The organism is Bradyrhizobium sp. Crot121 (assembly GCF_059512385.1).
The window spans coordinates 182,107-200,866 of record NZ_JCAMOR010000001.1; the positions used below are offsets into that span (position 1 = coordinate 182,107).

Sequence of the window (18,760 nt, forward strand, 5' to 3'; positions counted from 1 at the left end):
GGAGATATGGATTGCTTCGTCGCTGTCGCTCCTCGCAATGACAGGAGAGTGCCGGGCCCTACTCCTTCCCGATCAGTCCCTCGACCAACTCGAGCAGCGCCGCTCTGGTCTCCTGCCGGAAGTTGCGGCGCGGGATGGCGAGTTGCTGCAGCAGGATTCCGATCAGCGCGGCAACGAACAGCTCGGCATGCGCGCGTGGGCTCATCGAGCCGGCTGCGCGCAGCGCGAGCTCGGAGCTTTGCCGCCAGGTATCGAACCATTCAGCCACGATGGGCCGGTAGCGCTCGCTGCGTGCGGCGGCCAGGAACACCTCATAGCAGGCAATGTGAATGTCCGCTTGCGTCTTCAGTTCCTGCCCGTACCAGCCGACGAGTTCTTCGATCCAGGCTTCGGCATCGAACGCCTTGCTTTGCAAGCTGAGCGCCAAGGCCTGCAGCCGGCCGACCTCGCGCGTCAATGCAAAGCGCAGCGCTGCGTCGACCAAAATATCGCGCGTGGCAAAATGATGCGTTACGGCGCCGAGCGACATGCCGGCTTCGGCCGCGACCGCGCGATGGGTCACGCGATCGATGCCGGAACGGCCGATGATACGCAGGGTCGCTTCCATCAGCGGACGCTCGCGCGCGCTTATCTCCTGGTCGGCCTCTCTCGCCAATGTGACTCCTGTTGCATTGCTGCCCTGCACCGCCTACAGAACAAATGTTCTGTTTTTCGAATTGTACGTATCGTAGCCTGTGCTGGCAAGTCGGACCAACGAACAGGAGCGCCCTATGCCTGCCTACCGGCTACACTACTTCCCGGAGTCCGGGAACAGCTACAAGCTCGCGCTGATGCTGACATTGTGCGGCGAGACGTTCGAGGGCGTGTGGACCGATTTCGGCGGCGGCGTGACGCGGACTGCGGAATGGCGCGCCAACGTCAACCCGATGGGCGAGATCCCGGTGCTGGAGGAGGACGGCGTGCGCCTGACCCAGACCGCGCCGATCCTGTTGAAGCTCGCCGAGCAATATGGCCGGTTCGGCGCCGGCAATGCGCAGGAACAGTTCGAGCTGCTGCGTTGGCTGTTCTGGGACAATCACAAGCTCACCGGCTACATGGCGACCTACCGCTTCCAGCGCGCCTTCATGCCGTCGCCGAATCCGGATGTGCTGAAGTTTCTGCGCGGGCGGATCGACGATTATCTCGGCATCCTCGAGCGGCATCTGCAGGACAAAGCCTTCGTGCTCGGCGAGCGGCCGACGGTGACCGATTTCTCGATGATGGCCTATCTGCATTATCCGAGCGACGAGACCGGCTATGAGTTCGCCAAGAGCCATCCGGCCATTCATGCGTGGCTAGGCCGCATCGCGGCGCTTCCGGGTTGGAAGTCGGCTTACGATCTGTTGCCGGGGAAGCGATTGAAGCACTACGCGTGAGACCCTTCTCCCCTTGTAGGAGAAGGTGGCGCGAAGCGCCGGATGAAGGGTTGTCCCCGCGGGCACTGTGCGCGTGGAGGGAACCCCTCACCCGAGTGAGTTCGTTGCCGATCTCAGGGCTGCCCTCTCCCACAAGGGAGAGGGCGCATCAACGGGCGTCCGCAGAGCTACCCGGGCTACAGGACTCTAGCGGCTGAGCCACGCCCAGACGATGCCGGCGGCAATCGCGGCGATGATGATGGTGACGGCGATAGCCCAGGTGCTGACGCGGACGGCGCCGATCATCTGCCGCTCGGCCTCGTTCTCGGCGATCTCGCGGTTGCGCTCTTTGTCGTCGGATGCGCTCATGGGCGGCCTCCGAGTGTCAACATAGCATGGCTTTACGGGCTTTTGATGAAGCACATGCCGATGCGCGAGGTCTTGCCGGCGGCCTGGCAGGCGAGCCCCTCGGCGCAGGTCCAGCTCTGAAAACTCGGGTCGTTGTCGGCCGGCTTCGCGCTTTGCTGATAGCAATGGGCGCCCCAGCCGTCTTCATATTCGGTGCCGGCAAGCTCGGTGCTGCCGCGTAGCTGCGGGCGGTTGGAGAAGCCACGGGAGAAGTCCGGCTGCGCGCCGCGGGCAAATGCAGAAAGGATGTCGCGGCGGCGGATTTGGTCGCCGAAGAAATGCGGCGAGGCCGGCACCACCGTCGTGTTCGACGGCTTGGCCGCCATCCAGTCGACACCGGGGAAATGGAAGCCGCCGATGCCGCGGGTCTGGTGGCATCCGGCGCAGGTGATATCGTTGAGCCGGCGTTCGAAGCCCGCGACCGAGCCGATGTTCTGCAACCTGGTGCCGTCTTGCGCCGCCTTCTTCAGCGCACCGACAACGTCATTGTCATCAAATGCAGCCGAGCTGCTTTCAGCCCGCATCATCCCATATTCGGGCAGCAGTTCCGAAAGGTCGAAGCCAACAGGTGTCGGCGCGATCGCAGCCCTGGCGAGGAATTTCTCCGGGATCAGGATCGTGCCGCGGTCGAGCTCGGCGAAATGCCTGGGATCGAGCAGCCAGCTCTTGAATTCCTGCGTCAGGTTTTCATCGGCGAGGATGCGGTCGCGATCGATCTGGTTCTCCAGCGGCGCTTCCTCGAAGCGGCCAGTGTCGCTGACATAGTTGAACACTTTCAAGAGATAGTCGGTGCGGAAATCGCGGGTTGGCGATTTCGGCGCATGGGCGATCTGCAGATTGGTCTCGATCTGCTTGATATTCTCATACCCAATCAAGTCGAGAGGACCATCCTTGCCGGCGAGCATTTCAAGTCCGCCCTCCTCCGCCGACGAAACGTCGATAATGGCAAGCCAGCGGCGCGCAATCTCGCGGCAAGTGATCGCAGTACCGTTTCGATCGCGCGCGCCTTCGCCCTTCGCTCTCAAGACCAGATTGAGCGTCATCGGCAGGCGCTGCGAGACCGCGTTCTCGCCGATCACAGGCGCATCCACGCGTGTCAATCGATAGATCAGGCGGATTTCGCCGCAGCTTTCGGGTGAGACATAGGCGCGGTCCATGCGGTTGACGATGCCGGCCAGCACGAAGCGCGTCGTGGCTGAGTAAAGCTGCGCGCGATCGAACAGCTGGAACGCGAAGCCGTCGCCGACCCCGATGGTTTCGTTCGGAAGATCTTGCTTGTGCTTTGCGATGTAGCGATCGAACTCGCGGTCGAGCGCGGCGCGGATCGACGCCATCGACGGCAGCGCGAACAGTTCGGCGTTGTCGAGTGGAAGATCGACAGGTCGCTGCGGCGACAGCATGTGGGCGAGACCGAACCTGCCGTGATCGAGATCACGGAGCACTGATGGGTCGGTGATTGCGGTGCCGCGTTCCAGCGCCTCGTCCTGCGCGGCGCGCGCCAAGGCGCCGCACAACAGGGCGAGCAGGATCGTGAGGAAACGCAGCGCACGGCTCATGCCCCACTAACACCGCGCTGAGGGGCGTATTCAAGTCAAAACCCGGCTCACATCGCGGTGAGGACGTAGCCCGGGTGGAGCGATAGCGTAACCCGGGACCACTCGTTGATGCAGGCGTCCCGGGTTGCGCTGCGCGCCACCCGGGCTACGAGAGCTGCAAACTAGCGCGCGACGATCAGGCCCTTGCTGGTGACGACCACCCAGCGGCCGTCCTGTCGGCGGATCGCGTCGACGCGGCCGAGGCCGGGGATGGGATCGCCGGCATAGACCTCGTAGAGGCCGCGGCGGCCTTCGATCAGTGCGCCGCCATTGCTGACATCGCGCAGCACCCAACCGTCCACGGTCGGCAGCCGGCCGACTTCGGGCTTCGGAGCCGCGGCAGCCGCCGTGGTCGCCGGCGGCGTCACACTCCCGGTCACGTCCTTGGCCGCAGCGGGCTGAGCCGCGGCAACCGGGGCCGGCGCGGCTGAAGCAGCCTTCAGCTTCTCGACGGTCTCGCTGAGCTTGGCGATTTTCGCGGCCGGCTCTCCTTGCGCCTTCTCGAGCTTGTCGAGGCGATCATTGGTCTTGCTGAACTGGCTCGTTCCGGTCTTGGAGGCGTGCTCGAGCCCGGCTTTCAGTGCGGTGACATCGGCATCGATGCGCGCGAGCGAGGCTTCGAGCGCGGTGTCCTTCGGCGGCACTACCACTGCTGCCGTCGCGGGCTTGGTGTAATAGCCGAGGCCTGCGGTGGCGAGCGCGCCGCCAATGGCGCCTGCCGCGGTCGCGAGTGCGACGACTGCCGCCATTGCGGCGAAACGGCGCTTGCCCGACGATGCCGGCTGTTCGTCATTGACGGGCTTGGCGGCCACGCCTTCGTCGTCCCAGATGCGTTCGCCCGGCGACATGATCATGAGCTTGCCGGGGGTCCGCGGTGCTTCTGCTGCGGCCGGCTCGATCCGGGTCGGCTCGACCTTAGGCGCTTCTGCCTTGACGGCTTCGAACTTGGGAGCGTCGGATTTGGGCGCTTCAAAGTTGGGCGCCTCGAACTTGGGAGCGTCCGCTTTGGGCGCCGTCTCTTCCTGGTTGGCTGCGATTTCCGAAGACGCGGACGCCGACACCGGCTCACTTGCTGCGGACGGAGCGGCCGGCCCGGCGCCGCTGGCGCCGGCTTCAGCTTGGATCGGGGCGCGCTCTTGCTCACTCACGTTCAAAGTCTCCAGATTAGGTTGACAATTTGGTAACTTTTATTGCTTGCGAAATCGTTACTGGCTGGAGGTCTTACTGAAATTTAAGGAACTTTCCGGGCCATCACGACGTGCATCACTGACTGTGAAGCAGATGACGTCAATTTTGAGGAAGTCCGGATGAACCGGACATGACTGGAACTGTGGCGGTATCGAGACGCCGATTGTCGCTGCACTGTCATTCCGGGATGCGCCCCCTTGGGCGCAGGCCCGGAATCCATCAGGCCGCATACACCTGTGGCGAAATGGATTCCGGGTTCGCTTCGCGCCCCGGAATGACCGCCACTTACATCACCACCGGCGCATCCGGCAGTTCGTTGGGGCCGCGGCCCTGCGGCGGGAAATGCCTGGCGAGTTCGCGTGAGACGGCTTCGATGCCCTTGATCGTGCCGCGCTCGAAATGGCCGGCACGGAAATCTTCTTCCATTATGCGACAAATCGCCTCCCAGCCGTCCGCGCCCACCTTGGCGTGGATGCCGCGGTCCGCGACGATCTCGACGTCGCGGTCGGCGAGCAGGAGGTAGATCAACACGCCGTTATTGTGTGCGGTGTCCCAGATGCGCAGATGCGCGAACACATCGAGTGCGCGCTCGCGCGCCAACTGATTGCGCAACAACGGCACGCCGTCGAGCGCACCTTCAACGACGAAACGGATCTGGCCGGAATGGGTGGCTTCGCCCGCCTTGATCGCCTGTTCGATTGCGTCGAGCACGCGCGGCGGAAACAGACGCCGCGTCCGCCAGCGGTGTTCGACGAGGTGCCTGCCGATGCGCCGGATGTCCATGCTACCAGCTCCCCGATGCACCGCCGCCGCCAAAGCTGCCGCCCCTGCCGCTGAAGCCGCCGTCCCCATTGTCGCGGGAGCCGCGGCCGCCGCCGGGCCAGGAGCCGCCATAGCCGCCGCCCGGCCAACCGCCGCGCTGATAACCGCCCGGACCGCCCCAACCCCAGCTACCGGCGACTAAGGTGACGACCACAGCGATGATGGCAAGCAGCACCGCGGCGGCAACTGAGCCTGCAAGCATCCAGGCGAAAAAGCCGACGATGCCGCCGGTGGCGGCGGCGCCGAGTAGCCGCCCGAGCATCGTGCGCAGAAAGGAGCCCAGCACGAAGATTCCGACGATGACGAAGGGATTGAACGGATCGATCTGGTCGAAGAGGTTAGGCGCCTGCCAATGTTCGGGCTCGGGCGCGGGTAACTGTTCGCCGTCGATAAGGCGGATCATCCGGTTGATGCCGGCTGCGATGCCGCCAGCGAAGTCGCCGGTCTTGAATTTCGGCGTGATGACTTCGTCGATGATGCGCCTTGTGGTCGCATCCGTGAGCACGCCTTCAAGGCCATAGCCGACCTCGATGCGCAGATGGCGGTCGTTCTTGGCGATGACGAGCAACGCGCCGTCGTCGATTTTCCTGCGGCCGATCTTCCAGGCTTCAGCAACGCGGATCGAGAACTGCTCGATGGTCTCTTCGCCCGTGGTCGGCACGATCAGCACCGCGATCTGGCTGCCCTTGCGTTTCTCGAGATCCTCGAGCGTCTGCGTCAGCGAGGCGATGTCGCCCGATGACAGCGTGCCAGTCGTGTCGACGACGCGGCCGGTAAGCGGCGGCACCGCGATTTCGGCGAAGGCTGGAAAAATCCAGCCCACCAGCAGCGCAAGCAGGATGGCGCGTGCAGCATTCATCGGAAGCGGATCGCGTTGAATTATTTCGCTGGCGCCGGCGAAGGCGATGGATTGAAGTCGACCTTCGGCGCCACCGAAATCTCTCTCTCGTTTTCGACCGTAAAGTTCGGCCTCTCCTTGTAGCCGAACAGCATCGCGGTGAGGTTGGTCGGGAAGGTGCGGATGCCGACGTTATATTCCTGCACCGCCTTGATGTAGCGGTTGCGCGCCACCGTGATGCGGTTCTCGGTGCCTTCGAGCTGCGACACCAGATCGCGGAACAGCGCGTCCGACTTGAGCTGGGGATAGTTCTCGGTCACGACTAGAAGCCGTGACAGCGCGCCCGTGAGTTCACCCTGCGCCTGCGTGAACTTCTGGAACGCGGCGGGATCGTTCAGCACTTCCGGCGTCGCCTGGATGCTGCCGACCTTGGCACGCGCATTGGTGACGCCGAGCAGCACGTCCTTCTCCTGCTGCGCAAAACCCTTCACCGTGTTGACGAGATTGGGCACGAGATCGGCGCGGCGCTGATACTGGTTGACCACTTCCGACCAGCTCGACTTGACCTGCTCGTCATTGGACTGGATCGCGTTGTAACCGCAATTGGTCAGGCTCAATGTCGCCAGCGCCGCCAGCACGCTCCAAAATTTCCGCATCGCAACTCTCCCCGGTCTGCGTTCGCGCCAGAGTAGCAGATCGGGGTCGTAACTGCAGTTTTTTCGTCATTCGTGGTTTCGTCATTACGGGGCGCGACGAAGTCGCGAGCTATGATGTGCAATTGCACATCAGAGAATCCATTTCACCGCTAGTGCGGCATGATGGATTCCGGGTTCGCGCTGCGCGCGCCCCGGAATGACAAGCGGACCGAGCGGAGCTTAAGACGTCGCCTTCGCGTCCCGGATCGCTTGCCAGATCTTTGCCGGCGTCAGCGGAGTGTTGAGCTTCGTGATGCCAAGCTCGCTCAGCGCGTCCATCACGCCGTTGGCGATACAGGGCGGCCCGCCGATCGCGCCGGATTCGCCGCAGCCCTTGGCGCCGAGCGGATTGGTCTTGCACGGCGCGGACGGATCGAGCGTGACCACGATCGGCGGCACATCGGCTGCGCGCGGCACGCAATAATCCTGATAGGTCGCAGTCAGGAGCTGGCCTTCCTCGCTATAGGCGACGCCCTCATAGAGCGCCTGCCCGATGCCCTGCGCGACGCCGCCATGAATCTGGCCTGTGACCAGCATCGGATTGACGGCGATGCCGACGTCGTCGACCGTGGTGTAGCGCACCACACGCGTGACGCCGGTTTCCGGATCGATCTCGACCTCACAGATATGCGTGCCGTTCGGCCAGCTCGGGCCGTCAACCTCGCCCTGGCTGTCGACCGAGAGCCGCGCGCCGTCTTCCTTCTTGGCGATTTCGAACAGGCTGACGCGCTTGTCGGTGCCGACCACGGTGAGGAAACCGTCGCGGTATTCGATATCCTCGACGGAGGCTTCGAGCGCGTTGGACGCCTTCTCACGCGCCTTGTTGATCATGTCGTTGGTCGAGACAGCCACGGCCGTGCCGCCGACGAACAGCGAGCGCGAGCCGACGCTGCCGAAACCGGTGGCCAGATCCGTGTCGCCCTGCACGACGTCGATCTTGTCCAGGGGAATGCCGAGCGTATCCGAGATCATCTGGGTATAGGTGGTCTGCAGGCCCTGCCCCATCGCCATGGTGCCGGAATGCAGGATGATGCGCCCCTCCGCGGTCGCATGCAGGCTGACCTTTTCGGTGTGCGCGCGGCCGCCCGTCCACTCGATGTAGCTGGTCAAGCCGCGGCCGTAGAGCAAGCCCTTCTTCTTGGCGGCCTTCTTGCGCGCGGTAAAGCCGTTCCAATCGGCGAGATCGGAGGCGCGCTCCAGCATGTGTGCGAACGCGCCGGAGTCATAGACCTGGCCGACCGCATTGGTGTAGGGCAGTTGCGCCGGCTTGATGTAGTTGACTTTGCGGATGGTGCGCGGGTCCATGCCGATCTGGCGCGCGGCGGCGTCGAACAGACGCTCAACGATGAACACCGCTTCCGGCCGGCCCGCGCCGCGATAGGCGCCGACCGGCGCGGTGTGGGTCATCACCGACTTCACCTCGAAATGCACCAGCGGCAGATCGTAGACGCCGGTCTGCACGAACGGCCCGAGCACCAGCGGAATGATGTTGCCCGCGCCCGTGGAATAGGCGCCGGTGCCGCCGATCGAGCGGACGCGATAGGCAAGCACGCGGCCCTTGGCATCGAGCGCGAACTCGCCGGTCGAGGTGAGGTCGCGGCCATGGGTGCCGCCGACGAAATCGTCGGTGCGGTCGCCGCGCCAGCGGATCTTCTTGTTCAGCTTGGTGGCGGCATAGGCGACGATGCCGTCTTCCGGATAGAGATTGGTCTTCTGCCCAAAGCCGCCGCCGATATCGCCGACCAGCACGCGGACGCTTTCCTTCGGCCGCTTCAGAATCGCTTCCGCCAGCACGTCGCGGGTCGAGCCCGGAGTTTGCGATTGGACATGCAGGATCAGGCGGCCGGTCTTCTTCTCGATCTCGGCAATGGTCGAGCGCGGCTCCATCGCCGATGGCACCAGGCGCTGGCTGACGAGATCGAGCGAGACGACATGGTCTGCCTTCGCGAAGGCTTCCTCGACCTTGGCGGCATCGCCATAGCTCATGGCGGCGACGATATTGTCGGGCGCATCCGGCCACACCAGAGGCGCACCAGGCTTGATCGCCTCGACCGGATCGACCACCGAGGGCAGCACGTCGTAATCGACCACGATCGCTTCGGATGCGGTCTGCGCCAGCACGCGCGAGGTTGCGACCACGACCGCAACCGGCTCACCGGCAAAGCGCACCACTTCATGCGCGAGCAGGCGACGCGGCGGCACCGTCATCGGCGAGCCGTCCGGCCGCTTGAAGATCGCAAGCGTCGGAATGGTGCCGATGTTATCTGCCACGAGATCGGCGCCGGTATAGACCGCCACGACATCAGGCATTTCGGCGGCCGCCTTGGCATCGATCGAAACGATCCTGGCATGGGCATGCGGCGAGCGCAGCACATGCAGCCACAACGCGCCCTCTTCCGGCCTGTCGTCGATGAACTGTCCCTTCCCGGTGAGCAGCCGTTGGTCCTCCAAACGCTTGACCGGCTGGCCCGCACCGAAACGCAAATTACCGGGAAGAATGTTCATCAGTTCGTCCTTCAAGTCTTCTTAAGATGGTGGGCGTTTTACCGGATTTTTGCCGCGACACAACCGACGGCGGACGAGAGCAGACGCGCCATCCCGCCGGCGCATGAGAAGCATGGATGCCCCCTCGCAGACCAATGACAGGAATTTTATTGCGTGCGGCCGATGTCGACGATGTCGACATTGATATCGCGCGTCTCCGAGCCGCGCTTCAGGCTGAGCCGCACCGGCTTCCCGGCACCGATCTGCTCGAGTTGATCGGTCAGGTCGGAGAGGCGGTGGACCGGCTTGCCGTCGGCCGCCGTGATGACGTCGCCCAAATTGCCGGAAGAAAGATCGACGCCGCGAATTCCGGCACGCTCTGCCGGAGAACCGGGCGCGGTGCGCACAACGATCACGCCCTCGGTGCCCAGCCGAGTGGCAACCGCCTCGCTGGCGGCGACAATGCCGATGCCCGGCGTCGGCACGCGACCGTTGCGGATCAGTTCGGGGACCACGCGGTTGACGATATCGACCGGAACGGCAAAGCCGATGCCGGCGTTCGATCCCGACGGCGAGAGGATCGCCGTCGTCACGCCGATCAGCCTTCCGGCAGAATCCAGCAGCGGCCCGCCCGAATTGCCAGGATTGATCGCGGTATCGGTCTGGATCACGTTGGCGATCTCGCGCCCGGTGGAGGTCGGAAGCCGGCGCTTGAGCGCGCTGATGATGCCGCTGGTCAGGGATTGATCGAGGCCGAACGGATTGCCGATCGCAAACGCAAATTGCCCGACCTTAAGCTCGGCCGAACTGCCGAGCGCAACCGGCGGCGGCAGCGTGCGCGCGCCCCTGATCCGCAGCACCGCCAGATCATAATTCGGCGCGGTGCCGACAAGCTCGGCGCGCGCCACCTCGCCCGAGGCAAAGCGGATCGCGAGCGCGCTCGCCTCCTGCACGACGTGGTTATTGGTGACGACATGACCGTCATTGTCCCAGACAAATCCGGTTCCGGATGATCCGCCGCCTTCAGCCTCCTCACTGAGCGGATTGGCGGCGGACTGCGCCGCCACCTGCACGACCGAAGGCGAGACCCGCTCGAAGATCTCGATATTGGCGCGCTCGGCATCGGAGAGCGGGCCACGCTGCTCGACCGAGCGGGCGGCCGAACTCGTCCACGGCGCATTGCGAATATTGCTGAGGGTCAAAGCCGCCAGGATGGCCGCGACTACAGCGAGAACAACAACATAGCGACGATTCATCGGCATCTGATCTCCCCGGCAACCAAACGCGATAATTGTCCGGAGGTTTCTAGTGCTTGAAGTTACCACAACGTCGCATTAGCGCGTCTTCACCCTTCCCGACCTAGCGCCATTTGTCGCGCTGAGGGTTGAAACCCGGCCGCCGAGCGCTAGTTGTTCCATTATGTTAGAGTGTCGGCCGCCCGCTCGGGCACGTCCAGGGCCCACATCCAAGGCTATCGGGACCGACGCTTGGAGCGGCCCATATCGGTGTTGATCGGAGGGCGGTCATGAACAACAACAAGATGCGTTTCAATATCGGATACGCAATTGCGGCGATATTCGGTATCCTGCTTGTTCAGTACGTCTATATCAGCGCCAGCAAGATCGCTGCCATCCCCTACAGCGAATATCAGCAATTGCTGCGCGAGGGAAAAATCGAGAGCGTCGGCATCTCCGACCGCACACTTCAGGGCACCTTGAAGGAGCCGCTGCCCGGCGGACAGAAGCAGTTCATCACCACGCGCGTCGATCCGGAGGTCGCGCAACAACTCGAGAAATATAACGTCCGCTTCACCGGACAGATCGAGAGCACCTTCCTGCGCGATCTGCTCTCGTGGATCATGCCGGTGCTGTTGTTCTTCGGCCTGTGGTGGTTCATCGCCAGGCGCGCCGCGCAAGGCGGAGGCCTCGGCGGCGGGCTGATGTCGATCGGAAAGAGCAAGGCCAAGATCTATGTCGAAGCCGATACCGGCGTGAATTTCAGCGATGTCGCCGGCGTCGACGAAGCCAAGGACGAACTGCGCGAGGTGGTCGACTTCCTGAAGAATCCGACCGAGTACGGCCGGCTCGGCGGGCGCATGCCCAAGGGCGTGCTGCTGGTCGGCCCGCCCGGCACCGGCAAGACGCTGCTCGCCAAGGCGGTCGCCGGCGAGGCCAAGGTGCCGTTCTTCTCGATCTCCGGCTCCGAATTCGTTGAGATGTTCGTCGGCGTCGGTGCGGCGCGCGTGCGCGACCTGTTCCAGCAGGCGCACCAGAAGGCGCCCGCGATCATCTTCATCGACGAGCTCGATGCGCTCGGCCGCGCCCGCGGCATCGGCCCGTTCGCCGGCGGCCATGACGAAAAGGAGCAGACGCTGAACCAGCTCCTGGTTGAGCTTGATGGCTTCGATTCACGCTCCGGCCTCGTGATCCTCGCCGCCACCAACCGGCCGGAAATCCTCGACCCGGCGCTGCTCCGCGCCGGCCGCTTCGACCGCCAGGTGCTGGTCGACCGCCCCGACAAGAAGGGACGCATCGACATCCTCAAGGTCCACATCAAGAAGGTGAAACTTGCCCCCGGCGTCGACCCCGAGGCGGTCGCAGCGCTGACGCCGGGATTCACCGGCGCCGATCTCGCCAACCTCGTCAACGAGGCCGCGCTGCTGGCGACGCGCCGCGGCGGCGATGCCGTCACCATGAGCGACTTCACCAATGCGATCGAGCGCATGGTGGCCGGGCTCGAAAAGCGCAACCGGCTGCTCAATCCGAAGGAGCGCGAGATCGTCGCCTATCACGAGATGGGCCATGCGCTGGTGGCGCTGTCGCTGCCGGGTGTCGATCCCGTGCACAAGGTCTCGATCATTCCGCGCGGCGTCGGTGCGCTCGGCTATACCATTCAACGTCCGATCGAGGATCGTTTCCTGATGACGAAGGAGGAACTGGAGAACAAGATGGCGGTGCTGCTCGGCGGCCGCGTTGCCGAGCTGATCGTGTTCGACCATCTCTCCACTGGAGCTGCCGACGATTTGCGCCGGGTGACCGACATCGCCCGCAGCATGGTGACCCGCTACGGCATGTCGGAAAAGCTCGGCAGCATCGCCTATGACCGCGAGCCCGGCAATTTCCTGGCCGGCGCCGACCGGCCCTATCCCATGCCGGAACGCGACTATGCGGAAGAGACTGCGGCTGTGGTCGACCACGAGGTGCGCGACATCGTCGAGCGCGTGTTCCAGCGCACGCAGGGCATCCTGAGCGCGCGGCGTGCTATCCTCGATCGGGCAGCGAAGAAGCTCTTGGAGAAGGAGACGCTGGAGCAGAGCGACCTGGAAGCGCTGGTCCGCGAGACGCCGAAGGAAGCGTTGAGGGCGGTGTGAGATGTGCTGTCCTTCTCCCCTTGTGGGAGAAGGTGGCGCGCATGCAATGCGCGGCGGATGAGGGGTTGTCTCCCCGAGCGAAGGTGTGCATGGAGAGAACCTCTCACCCAGTTGGGTTCGTTGCCGACGCCGGAGCACCCCTCTCCCACAAAGGGAGAGGGCGCATCAACCGGCATCGCGACGACGTAGCAGTCGTAGGTAGCTACCTGCGAACGGCGGAAGCACCGAACGGTGCGCCATCCGACTGCGGACGACCGGGCAGAGGCCCGGCGTTTGTCGTGTTCCTCCAAGTGGGAACTGCATTTGTCGAACCTACCGATGGCCAATAGTACGATCCGACTGATGGGCCGACGACCGACCCGTAGCCGGCAGTTCCGGCTGTCTGCGCCAGCGCTGCCGTGCTCGAGAGAGCAAGTGCACCTGCCAGCATGATTGCTGCGAGTTTCATGGCTGGATCCTTTCTGGTTGTATTCCTCTATTTCACAGCAAACGTGGGGAGCTGGTTGACTCCTTAAAACGAACGTTCTCATCACGCTCCTTCAATCCAGCGCGATCGGGAATGCTCCTACGGCACCTCCACTCGTCATTGCGAGCGGAGCGAAGCAATCCATCTCACCACGTGCCGAGACGTGGTTTGCTTCGCTGCGCTCGCAATGACGTGGAGCGAGCGGCGCTTAAGAGCCAAGTTCCTGCAGCGCAGCTTCCACCACTTTGCGCTGCTGATCCGTCAGCGGCGCTTGGGGCGGGATGGGATCGCCGATGTCGTAGCCCTGGATCGAGAGGCCGGCCTTGATGCAGGCGGCGAGGTTGAAACGGGCAAAGGCCTCGTTGATGCGCCAGAGCTTTCGTTGCAGCGCCATCGCTTCGTCCCAGCGGCTGCGGCGGCAGAGATTGTAGAGCTCGACGCTCTGCCGCGGGATGATGCAGGCGGGGCCCGCCATCCAGCCGAGGCCACCAATCAGCATCACGGCCGCGGGAATATGGGCGGAGGCCGAGAACACTTTGATGTTGTCGCCGCAGCGGTTCATGATCGACAACAGCCGGCCGGTGTTGGTCGAGGCATCCTTGATGTAGCCGATGCGCGGATGGGCGGCGAGGCGCTCGATGACGTCGAGCGTGAGGTCCGAGCGCTGGAATTGCGGATTGGTGTAGATCACGACGGGAATGTCGACCGCGTCGGCAATGGCGCGGAAGTACGACTCGACCTGCGCGTCCGGCAGCGGAAAATAGGCTTCGAGAATCGCGAGAATGCCGCTGGCGCCGCGCTTCTGGTAGGACTTGGCCTGCGCGACTGCATCCGCCGTCGAGGTCGAGGCCACGCCGGCCACGACCGGCACGCGTCCGTCAGCGGCCTCGATCGTCGTCTGCACCACCTGCGCGCGTTGCGCATTGTTGAGATAGGCGAATTCGCCGGTCGAGCCGAGCGGCGTCAGTCCATGCACGCCCGCTTTGATCAGATCATCGCACAGCCGGCCCAGCACCTCGCTGCGTATATGGCCGGCAGGATCGAGCGGCGAGACCAGATAGGGAAAGACGCCGTGGAAATCAGCCATGCTGCAACCTCGTGGACGGCGAGACATAGTCGGGATCGTGCGCGAAGGGAAGCGGCGCGCCGCGGCGCAGCGCGTCGAGGACCTCGGCGAAACCGGTTCGAGCTCGGAAGCCGAGCAGACGTTCGGCCTTGGCGGGATCGTAAATGCGGCCGATGCTGCGCGGCAAGCGCCAATTCCGCTTGGCGTAGAGCGCGGCCGCATCAGGGAAATGGCGCGCGATCACGCTTGCTGCATCCGATTTCAGCGCTTCGACCTCGGTAGGCGCAAAAGGCGGCGGCGCACTAACGATGAAGATCTCGAAGCCCTTGGCCCTATCGAGCGCTGCCAGATGCGCGTCCGCAGCGTCCTCGACGGTGAGGCGGCGGTGCAAGAATTCGTTCGCCTTGAGATTCTCGCCGGAAAATCCGCGCTCGGTGTCGTCCTCCTCCGGAAAGAAGCGGCTGGTGCGCAGCACGGCGCAGTTCAGCCCGTGCTCGCGGCTATAGATGCGGCATAGCCCCTCGGCGGCGAGCTTGGTCACGCCGTAGATGTTGCGCGGCTCGAGCGGGCCCGCAGTCTCGTCGAGCCAGACCGCGGCATGCCCCTCGCCTTCCCTGATCGCCTGCGAGATCATCAACGATGTCGTCGAGGTGAAGATGAAGCGGTCATGGCGCGCGGCGACCGCCGCTTGCAGCAAATTCAGCGTGCCCGACACGTTGACGTCAACAAAGGCTTGCGGAGAAAAGCGGGCGATATCGGGCTTGTGCAGCGCGCCCGCATGGATCACGGCCCCGATGGCGTGATCGGCGAACACCCGCTCGACGACCGCGCGGTCGGCAACCGAGCCGATCACATCGGTCGCTTCGCCCGCGACGATATCGAGGCCGATCACGTGATGGCCGGCTTGCCGCAGTCTCGGCGCAAGGAAGCGCCCCAGCCAGCCGGAGGAACCGGTGAGCAGAATACGCATGGCGATGACGGCAGGCCCCTATCCGAAAACTTTCGCGATTGCCGCCTGCGCGTCGTCCTGGATCCGCTTCAGGTGATCCTCCCCGCGGAAGCTCTCGGCGTAGATCTTGTAGACGTCCTCGGTACCCGAGGGCCGCGCCGCGAACCACCCGGACTCGGTCTCGACCTTGATGCCGCCGAACGACTGATCGTTGCCCGGCGCTTTGGTCCTGACCGTGCGCACCGGCTCGCCCGCAAGCTCCTTCATGTTGAACTGCTCGGGACCCACGGCCTTGAGCGCGCTCTTCTGCTTCGGCGTCGCCGCAACGTCGATGCGCTCATAGAAGGGCACGCCGAGCTCGGCGGTGAGATCGGCGAAGAGCTGGCTCGGGTCGCGACCGGTTTTGGCGATCATTTCCGCCGCAAGCAAGCCTAAGATGATGCCGTCCTTGTCCGTGGTCCACACGGAGCCGTCGCGCTTCAGGAACGAGGCGCCGGCGCTCTCCTCGCCCGCGAAGCCGAACGCGCCGGTGCCAAGCCCCTCGACGAACCATTTGAAGCCGACCGGCGTCTCCACCAGCTTGCGGTTCAATTTCTTCGCCACACGATCGATGATCGAGGAGGAGACGATGGTCTTGCCGATCGCGGCGTTCGCGTTCCATTGCGGGCGGTGACCGAACAGATAGGCGATCGACACCGCAAGGAAGTGGTTGGGGTTCATCAAGCCGTTCGAGCGCGTCACGATGCCATGTCTATCAGCATCGGTGTCGTTGGCGAACGCGACATCGAACTTCTCGCGCATCTGGATCAGGCTCGCCATCGCGTAAGGCGAAGAGCAATCCATGCGGATCTTGCCGTCCCAGTCCGCGGTCATGAAGCGGAAGGTCGGATCGACCGCGTCGTTCACCACGCTCGCATCGATTCCATAACGCTCGATGATCGGCTGCCAGAAATGCACCGCCGCGCCGCCGAGCGGATCGATGCCGATCCTGACGCCGGCGGATTTGACCAGGGCGAGGTCGACCGTGTTGCCGAGATCGGCGACATATGGCGTCACGTAATCATAGAGATGCGTCGATGGCGCCTTTCGTGCGCGGTCGTAAGTCATCCGCGCGACGCCTTTCAGCCCGGCCTCCAGATAGCGGTTGGCGTTCTTCTCGACGATGCCGGTGACGTCGGTATCCGCGGGCCCGCCATGCGGCGGGTTGTATTTGTAGCCGCCGTCTTCCGGCGGATTGTGTGACGGCGTGATGACAACGCCATCGGCTAAGCCGGAGCTCTTGCCCTTGTTGTAAGTGAGGATCGCGTGCGAGATGACCGGCGTCGGCGTATAGCCGCCGTGCTCGTCGACCATGATCTCGATGCCGTTGGCGGCGAACACCTCGACCGCGCTCGCCAGCGCCGGTTCCGCCAGGGCGTGGGTGTCGATACCGATGAACAGCGGCCCGGTCAGCCCGGCCTCGCGGCGATAGTCGCAGATTGCCTGCGTGGTCGCGAGGATATGATCCTCGTTGAAGGAATTCCGCAGCGAGGAACCGCGATGTCCCGAGGTTCCGAAGGAAACGCGTTGCGCGGCGTCAGCCGGATCGGGCTTCGATGCAAAATACGCCGTGACGAGCCGCGGGAGGTTTGCAAGCGAAGCGGGATCGACCGGCTTGCCTGCTGCAGGATTTGGTGCAGTCACGTGACCTCTCAGGACCAATGCTGTCTTCGAGACATCACTATAGGCGCGAGCCGGTTGCAGGCAAAGCGTTATGCGACGCGCGGCGGGCGCTAAGCGACGGAGGCTTGCCGAACGACCGCCTCGGCCTCTATCCGGGCCTCATATGCGACGAGGAATTCGTCGAACTTTGCATAGGGCAATGGCGGCGACACCAGGTAGCCCTGGCCGCACTCAACGCCGCAACGGAGCAGCGCCTGGCGCTGCTCGACCGTCTCGATGCCCTCGGCGATCACGTTCATCCTGAGCTTCGCCGCTAGCCGTACCAGCATCTCGACGATGGTCGCGGCCGAGCCATCCTGCACGATGGTATCGACGAAGAACTTGTCGATCTTCATGGTGTTGACCCCGAGCCGCTTGATCTGGGACAGGCCGCTGTGGCCGACTCCGACATCGTCCAGCGCGACCTTGAAACCATGCTCACGCAACGCTTCGATGACGGCGGCGGCCTTCTCGAGGTCCGGAAATGCTTCGCGCTCGGTCACCTCGATCACGATCTGGCGCGCCGAGACGCCGCTTTCCCTGACCTCGCGGCGCAGCCGGTTGACAAAGGCATCGCTGAGCAAATGGCGCGGGGTGATGTTGACCGACATCTTGAAATATTTGTCCGCCGCGAGCCGCGGGCGCATCTCCTTCAAGGCCAGTGCGAGGATCTGCCAGGTGATCGCCTCGATGCGGCCACTGGATTCGGCAAGCGGAATGAAATTCATCGGCGACGTGACGCTGCCGTCCCGGTGCACCCAACGCGCCAGTACCTCGCACCCCCCGATCGCGCCGGTGCGCAGATCGAAGGTCGGCTGGAAGTACGGCTTGAATTCGTGCCGCGCCAGGGCGCGGTCGATATCGGCAATCGGCCCTTCCAGGCGCGCCACCGCCCGCGTCAGCAACAGGCCGAAAGCGAGGCCGAGCACGGCGGCGAGCAGCATCGACGGCCAATAGCGGTCCCTGTTCCAGCGTCGCAGGGCGTCGGGCGCGACCCGGACCAGTGCGCGCAAAGGATAGCGGTGCGATGCGCTGCTGAAGGTCACGGCGTCGGTCGCATCCAACACCTGCGAGGCGGCAAATCGCCCGATATCGGCGCCGTTGTCGAGCTGGGCGATCACCTCGCCGTGGTCGCGCAATTCCGTGGGCAGGATGTCGAACAGGATAGCGCTGACACCGAGGATGGCGACCAGTGACGTCCGCGCGTCGATGTCCTTCAACACGCCGAGCGCGACGCCATTGATCTGGTCGACCCGAAACAGCAGGAGGCTGTGATCGGCGGTCTGCAGCATGCGCGGCCGCGTGACCCATTCATTGTCGAACTCGAGCGTCTCCGAATAAGCGGAGCAGATCACCGATCCTTCCCGGTTGACGAGGCGGATGTCCTTGACCTGGGAGCGCTGATAGACCTTGAGGCGGACGGCCTGGAGGGAAGCGGCATCGCAGGTCATCGGACCGCGCTGCATGACGTCATTGAGCGTGGCAACGCTGAAATCCACCGCGACTTCGGAGCGTCGCAGCGCGATATTGGCCAATTCCTCAAGCTGCTTGGCTTGCTGCGTGTCGATCGCAGTGGTCGCGACAAAATGTCCGCCCACCGCAAAGGCAGCCACGCTGGCCGCGACCAGCGCACTCCTGGCCAGATAGGGCCATCGCCGCATCATGAACGCACGCACACACCCCGGGACGATCGACACACTATACGAGTAGAAACCGCTAAGATTCGGTTGAAGCGCCGCTTGCTTGGATCGTTGACATCAGGTTAACGGGAACCGCTGCCACGA

General features: G+C 64.0%; 15 protein-coding genes. 2 read left to right on the forward strand and 13 right to left on the reverse strand.

All coding sequences use genetic code 11. From position 1 onward, the window contains the following. Window positions 1-58 precede the first annotated feature (58 nt). Window positions 59-655, reverse strand: coding sequence for a TetR/AcrR family transcriptional regulator (locus tag AC5ZGW_RS00790; RefSeq protein ID WP_245474497.1), 597 nt, complete (start codon window positions 653-655; stop codon window positions 59-61). A 115-nt stretch (window positions 656-770) separates the two neighbouring features. On the opposite strand from AC5ZGW_RS00790, the gene AC5ZGW_RS00795 reads away from it, so the two are divergent. Then, entirely contained in the window at window positions 771-1,415 is a 645-nt protein-coding gene (locus tag AC5ZGW_RS00795; protein WP_130222840.1) for a glutathione S-transferase family protein, read from the forward strand. A gap of 186 nt (window positions 1,416-1,601) precedes the next feature. Here AC5ZGW_RS00795 and AC5ZGW_RS00800 read toward each other — a convergent pair whose 3' ends face one another. From AC5ZGW_RS00800 to AC5ZGW_RS00835, 8 genes are all read right to left on the reverse strand, one after another. Continuing rightward, a complete protein-coding gene (locus tag AC5ZGW_RS00800; RefSeq protein ID WP_165435030.1) occupies window positions 1,602-1,763 on the reverse strand; it encodes a hypothetical protein in 162 nt (53 codons plus the stop codon). Between the two features lie 32 nt (window positions 1,764-1,795). Further along, a complete protein-coding gene (locus AC5ZGW_RS00805; RefSeq protein WP_130222842.1) occupies window positions 1,796-3,358 on the reverse strand; it encodes a hypothetical protein in 1,563 nt (520 codons plus the stop codon). A 161-nt stretch (window positions 3,359-3,519) separates the two neighbouring features. Continuing rightward, window positions 3,520-4,545: a hypothetical protein gene (locus tag AC5ZGW_RS00810; RefSeq protein ID WP_463328151.1), complete on the reverse strand. Its 1,026-nt coding sequence runs from the start codon at window positions 4,543-4,545 to the stop codon at window positions 3,520-3,522. 325 nt (window positions 4,546-4,870) lie between these two features. Then, on the reverse strand, window positions 4,871-5,368 hold the full coding sequence (locus tag AC5ZGW_RS00815) for a TPM domain-containing protein (RefSeq protein WP_130222844.1): 498 nt from the start codon (window positions 5,366-5,368) through the stop codon (window positions 4,871-4,873). Window position 5,369: 1 nt separating this feature from the next. Beyond that, window positions 5,370-6,266, reverse strand: a complete 897-nt coding sequence (locus AC5ZGW_RS00820; RefSeq protein WP_130222846.1) for a TPM domain-containing protein — start codon at window positions 6,264-6,266, stop codon at window positions 5,370-5,372. 20 nt (window positions 6,267-6,286) lie between these two features. Further along, entirely contained in the window at window positions 6,287-6,901 is a 615-nt protein-coding gene (locus AC5ZGW_RS00825; RefSeq protein WP_130222848.1) for a LemA family protein, read from the reverse strand. Window positions 6,902-7,120: 219 nt separating this feature from the next. Further along, a complete protein-coding gene (locus tag AC5ZGW_RS00830) occupies window positions 7,121-9,445 on the reverse strand; it encodes a xanthine dehydrogenase family protein molybdopterin-binding subunit (protein WP_130222850.1) in 2,325 nt (774 codons plus the stop codon). A 146-nt stretch (window positions 9,446-9,591) separates the two neighbouring features. Continuing rightward, a complete protein-coding gene (locus AC5ZGW_RS00835) occupies window positions 9,592-10,680 on the reverse strand; it encodes a S1C family serine protease (RefSeq protein WP_130223061.1) in 1,089 nt (362 codons plus the stop codon). Between the two features lie 269 nt (window positions 10,681-10,949). Between AC5ZGW_RS00835 and ftsH the strand changes: the two genes are divergently transcribed. Then, window positions 10,950-12,794 (forward strand): ATP-dependent zinc metalloprotease FtsH, encoded by a 1,845-nt coding sequence (ftsH, locus tag AC5ZGW_RS00840; protein ID WP_130222852.1) that lies wholly within the window; start codon window positions 10,950-10,952, stop codon window positions 12,792-12,794. Window positions 12,795-13,468: 674 nt separating this feature from the next. Here ftsH and AC5ZGW_RS00845 read toward each other — a convergent pair. The 4 genes from AC5ZGW_RS00845 to AC5ZGW_RS00860 form a co-directional block, all read right to left on the reverse strand. Beyond that, window positions 13,469-14,347: a dihydrodipicolinate synthase family protein gene (locus tag AC5ZGW_RS00845; RefSeq protein ID WP_130222856.1), complete on the reverse strand. Its 879-nt coding sequence runs from the start codon at window positions 14,345-14,347 to the stop codon at window positions 13,469-13,471. Continuing rightward, window positions 14,340-15,296, reverse strand: coding sequence for an NAD-dependent epimerase/dehydratase family protein (locus AC5ZGW_RS00850; RefSeq protein WP_130222858.1), 957 nt, complete (start codon window positions 15,294-15,296; stop codon window positions 14,340-14,342). Before AC5ZGW_RS00850 ends, AC5ZGW_RS00845 begins: the two co-directional genes overlap by 8 nt. Before the next feature lie 18 nt (window positions 15,297-15,314). Further along, entirely contained in the window at window positions 15,315-16,958 is a 1,644-nt protein-coding gene (gene pgm, locus AC5ZGW_RS00855; RefSeq protein ID WP_130222860.1) for a phosphoglucomutase (alpha-D-glucose-1,6-bisphosphate-dependent), read from the reverse strand. 89 nt (window positions 16,959-17,047) lie between these two features. Continuing rightward, window positions 17,048-18,640, reverse strand: a complete 1,593-nt coding sequence (locus AC5ZGW_RS00860; protein ID WP_130222862.1) for an EAL domain-containing protein — start codon at window positions 18,638-18,640, stop codon at window positions 17,048-17,050. Window positions 18,641-18,760: the final 120 nt, after the last annotated feature.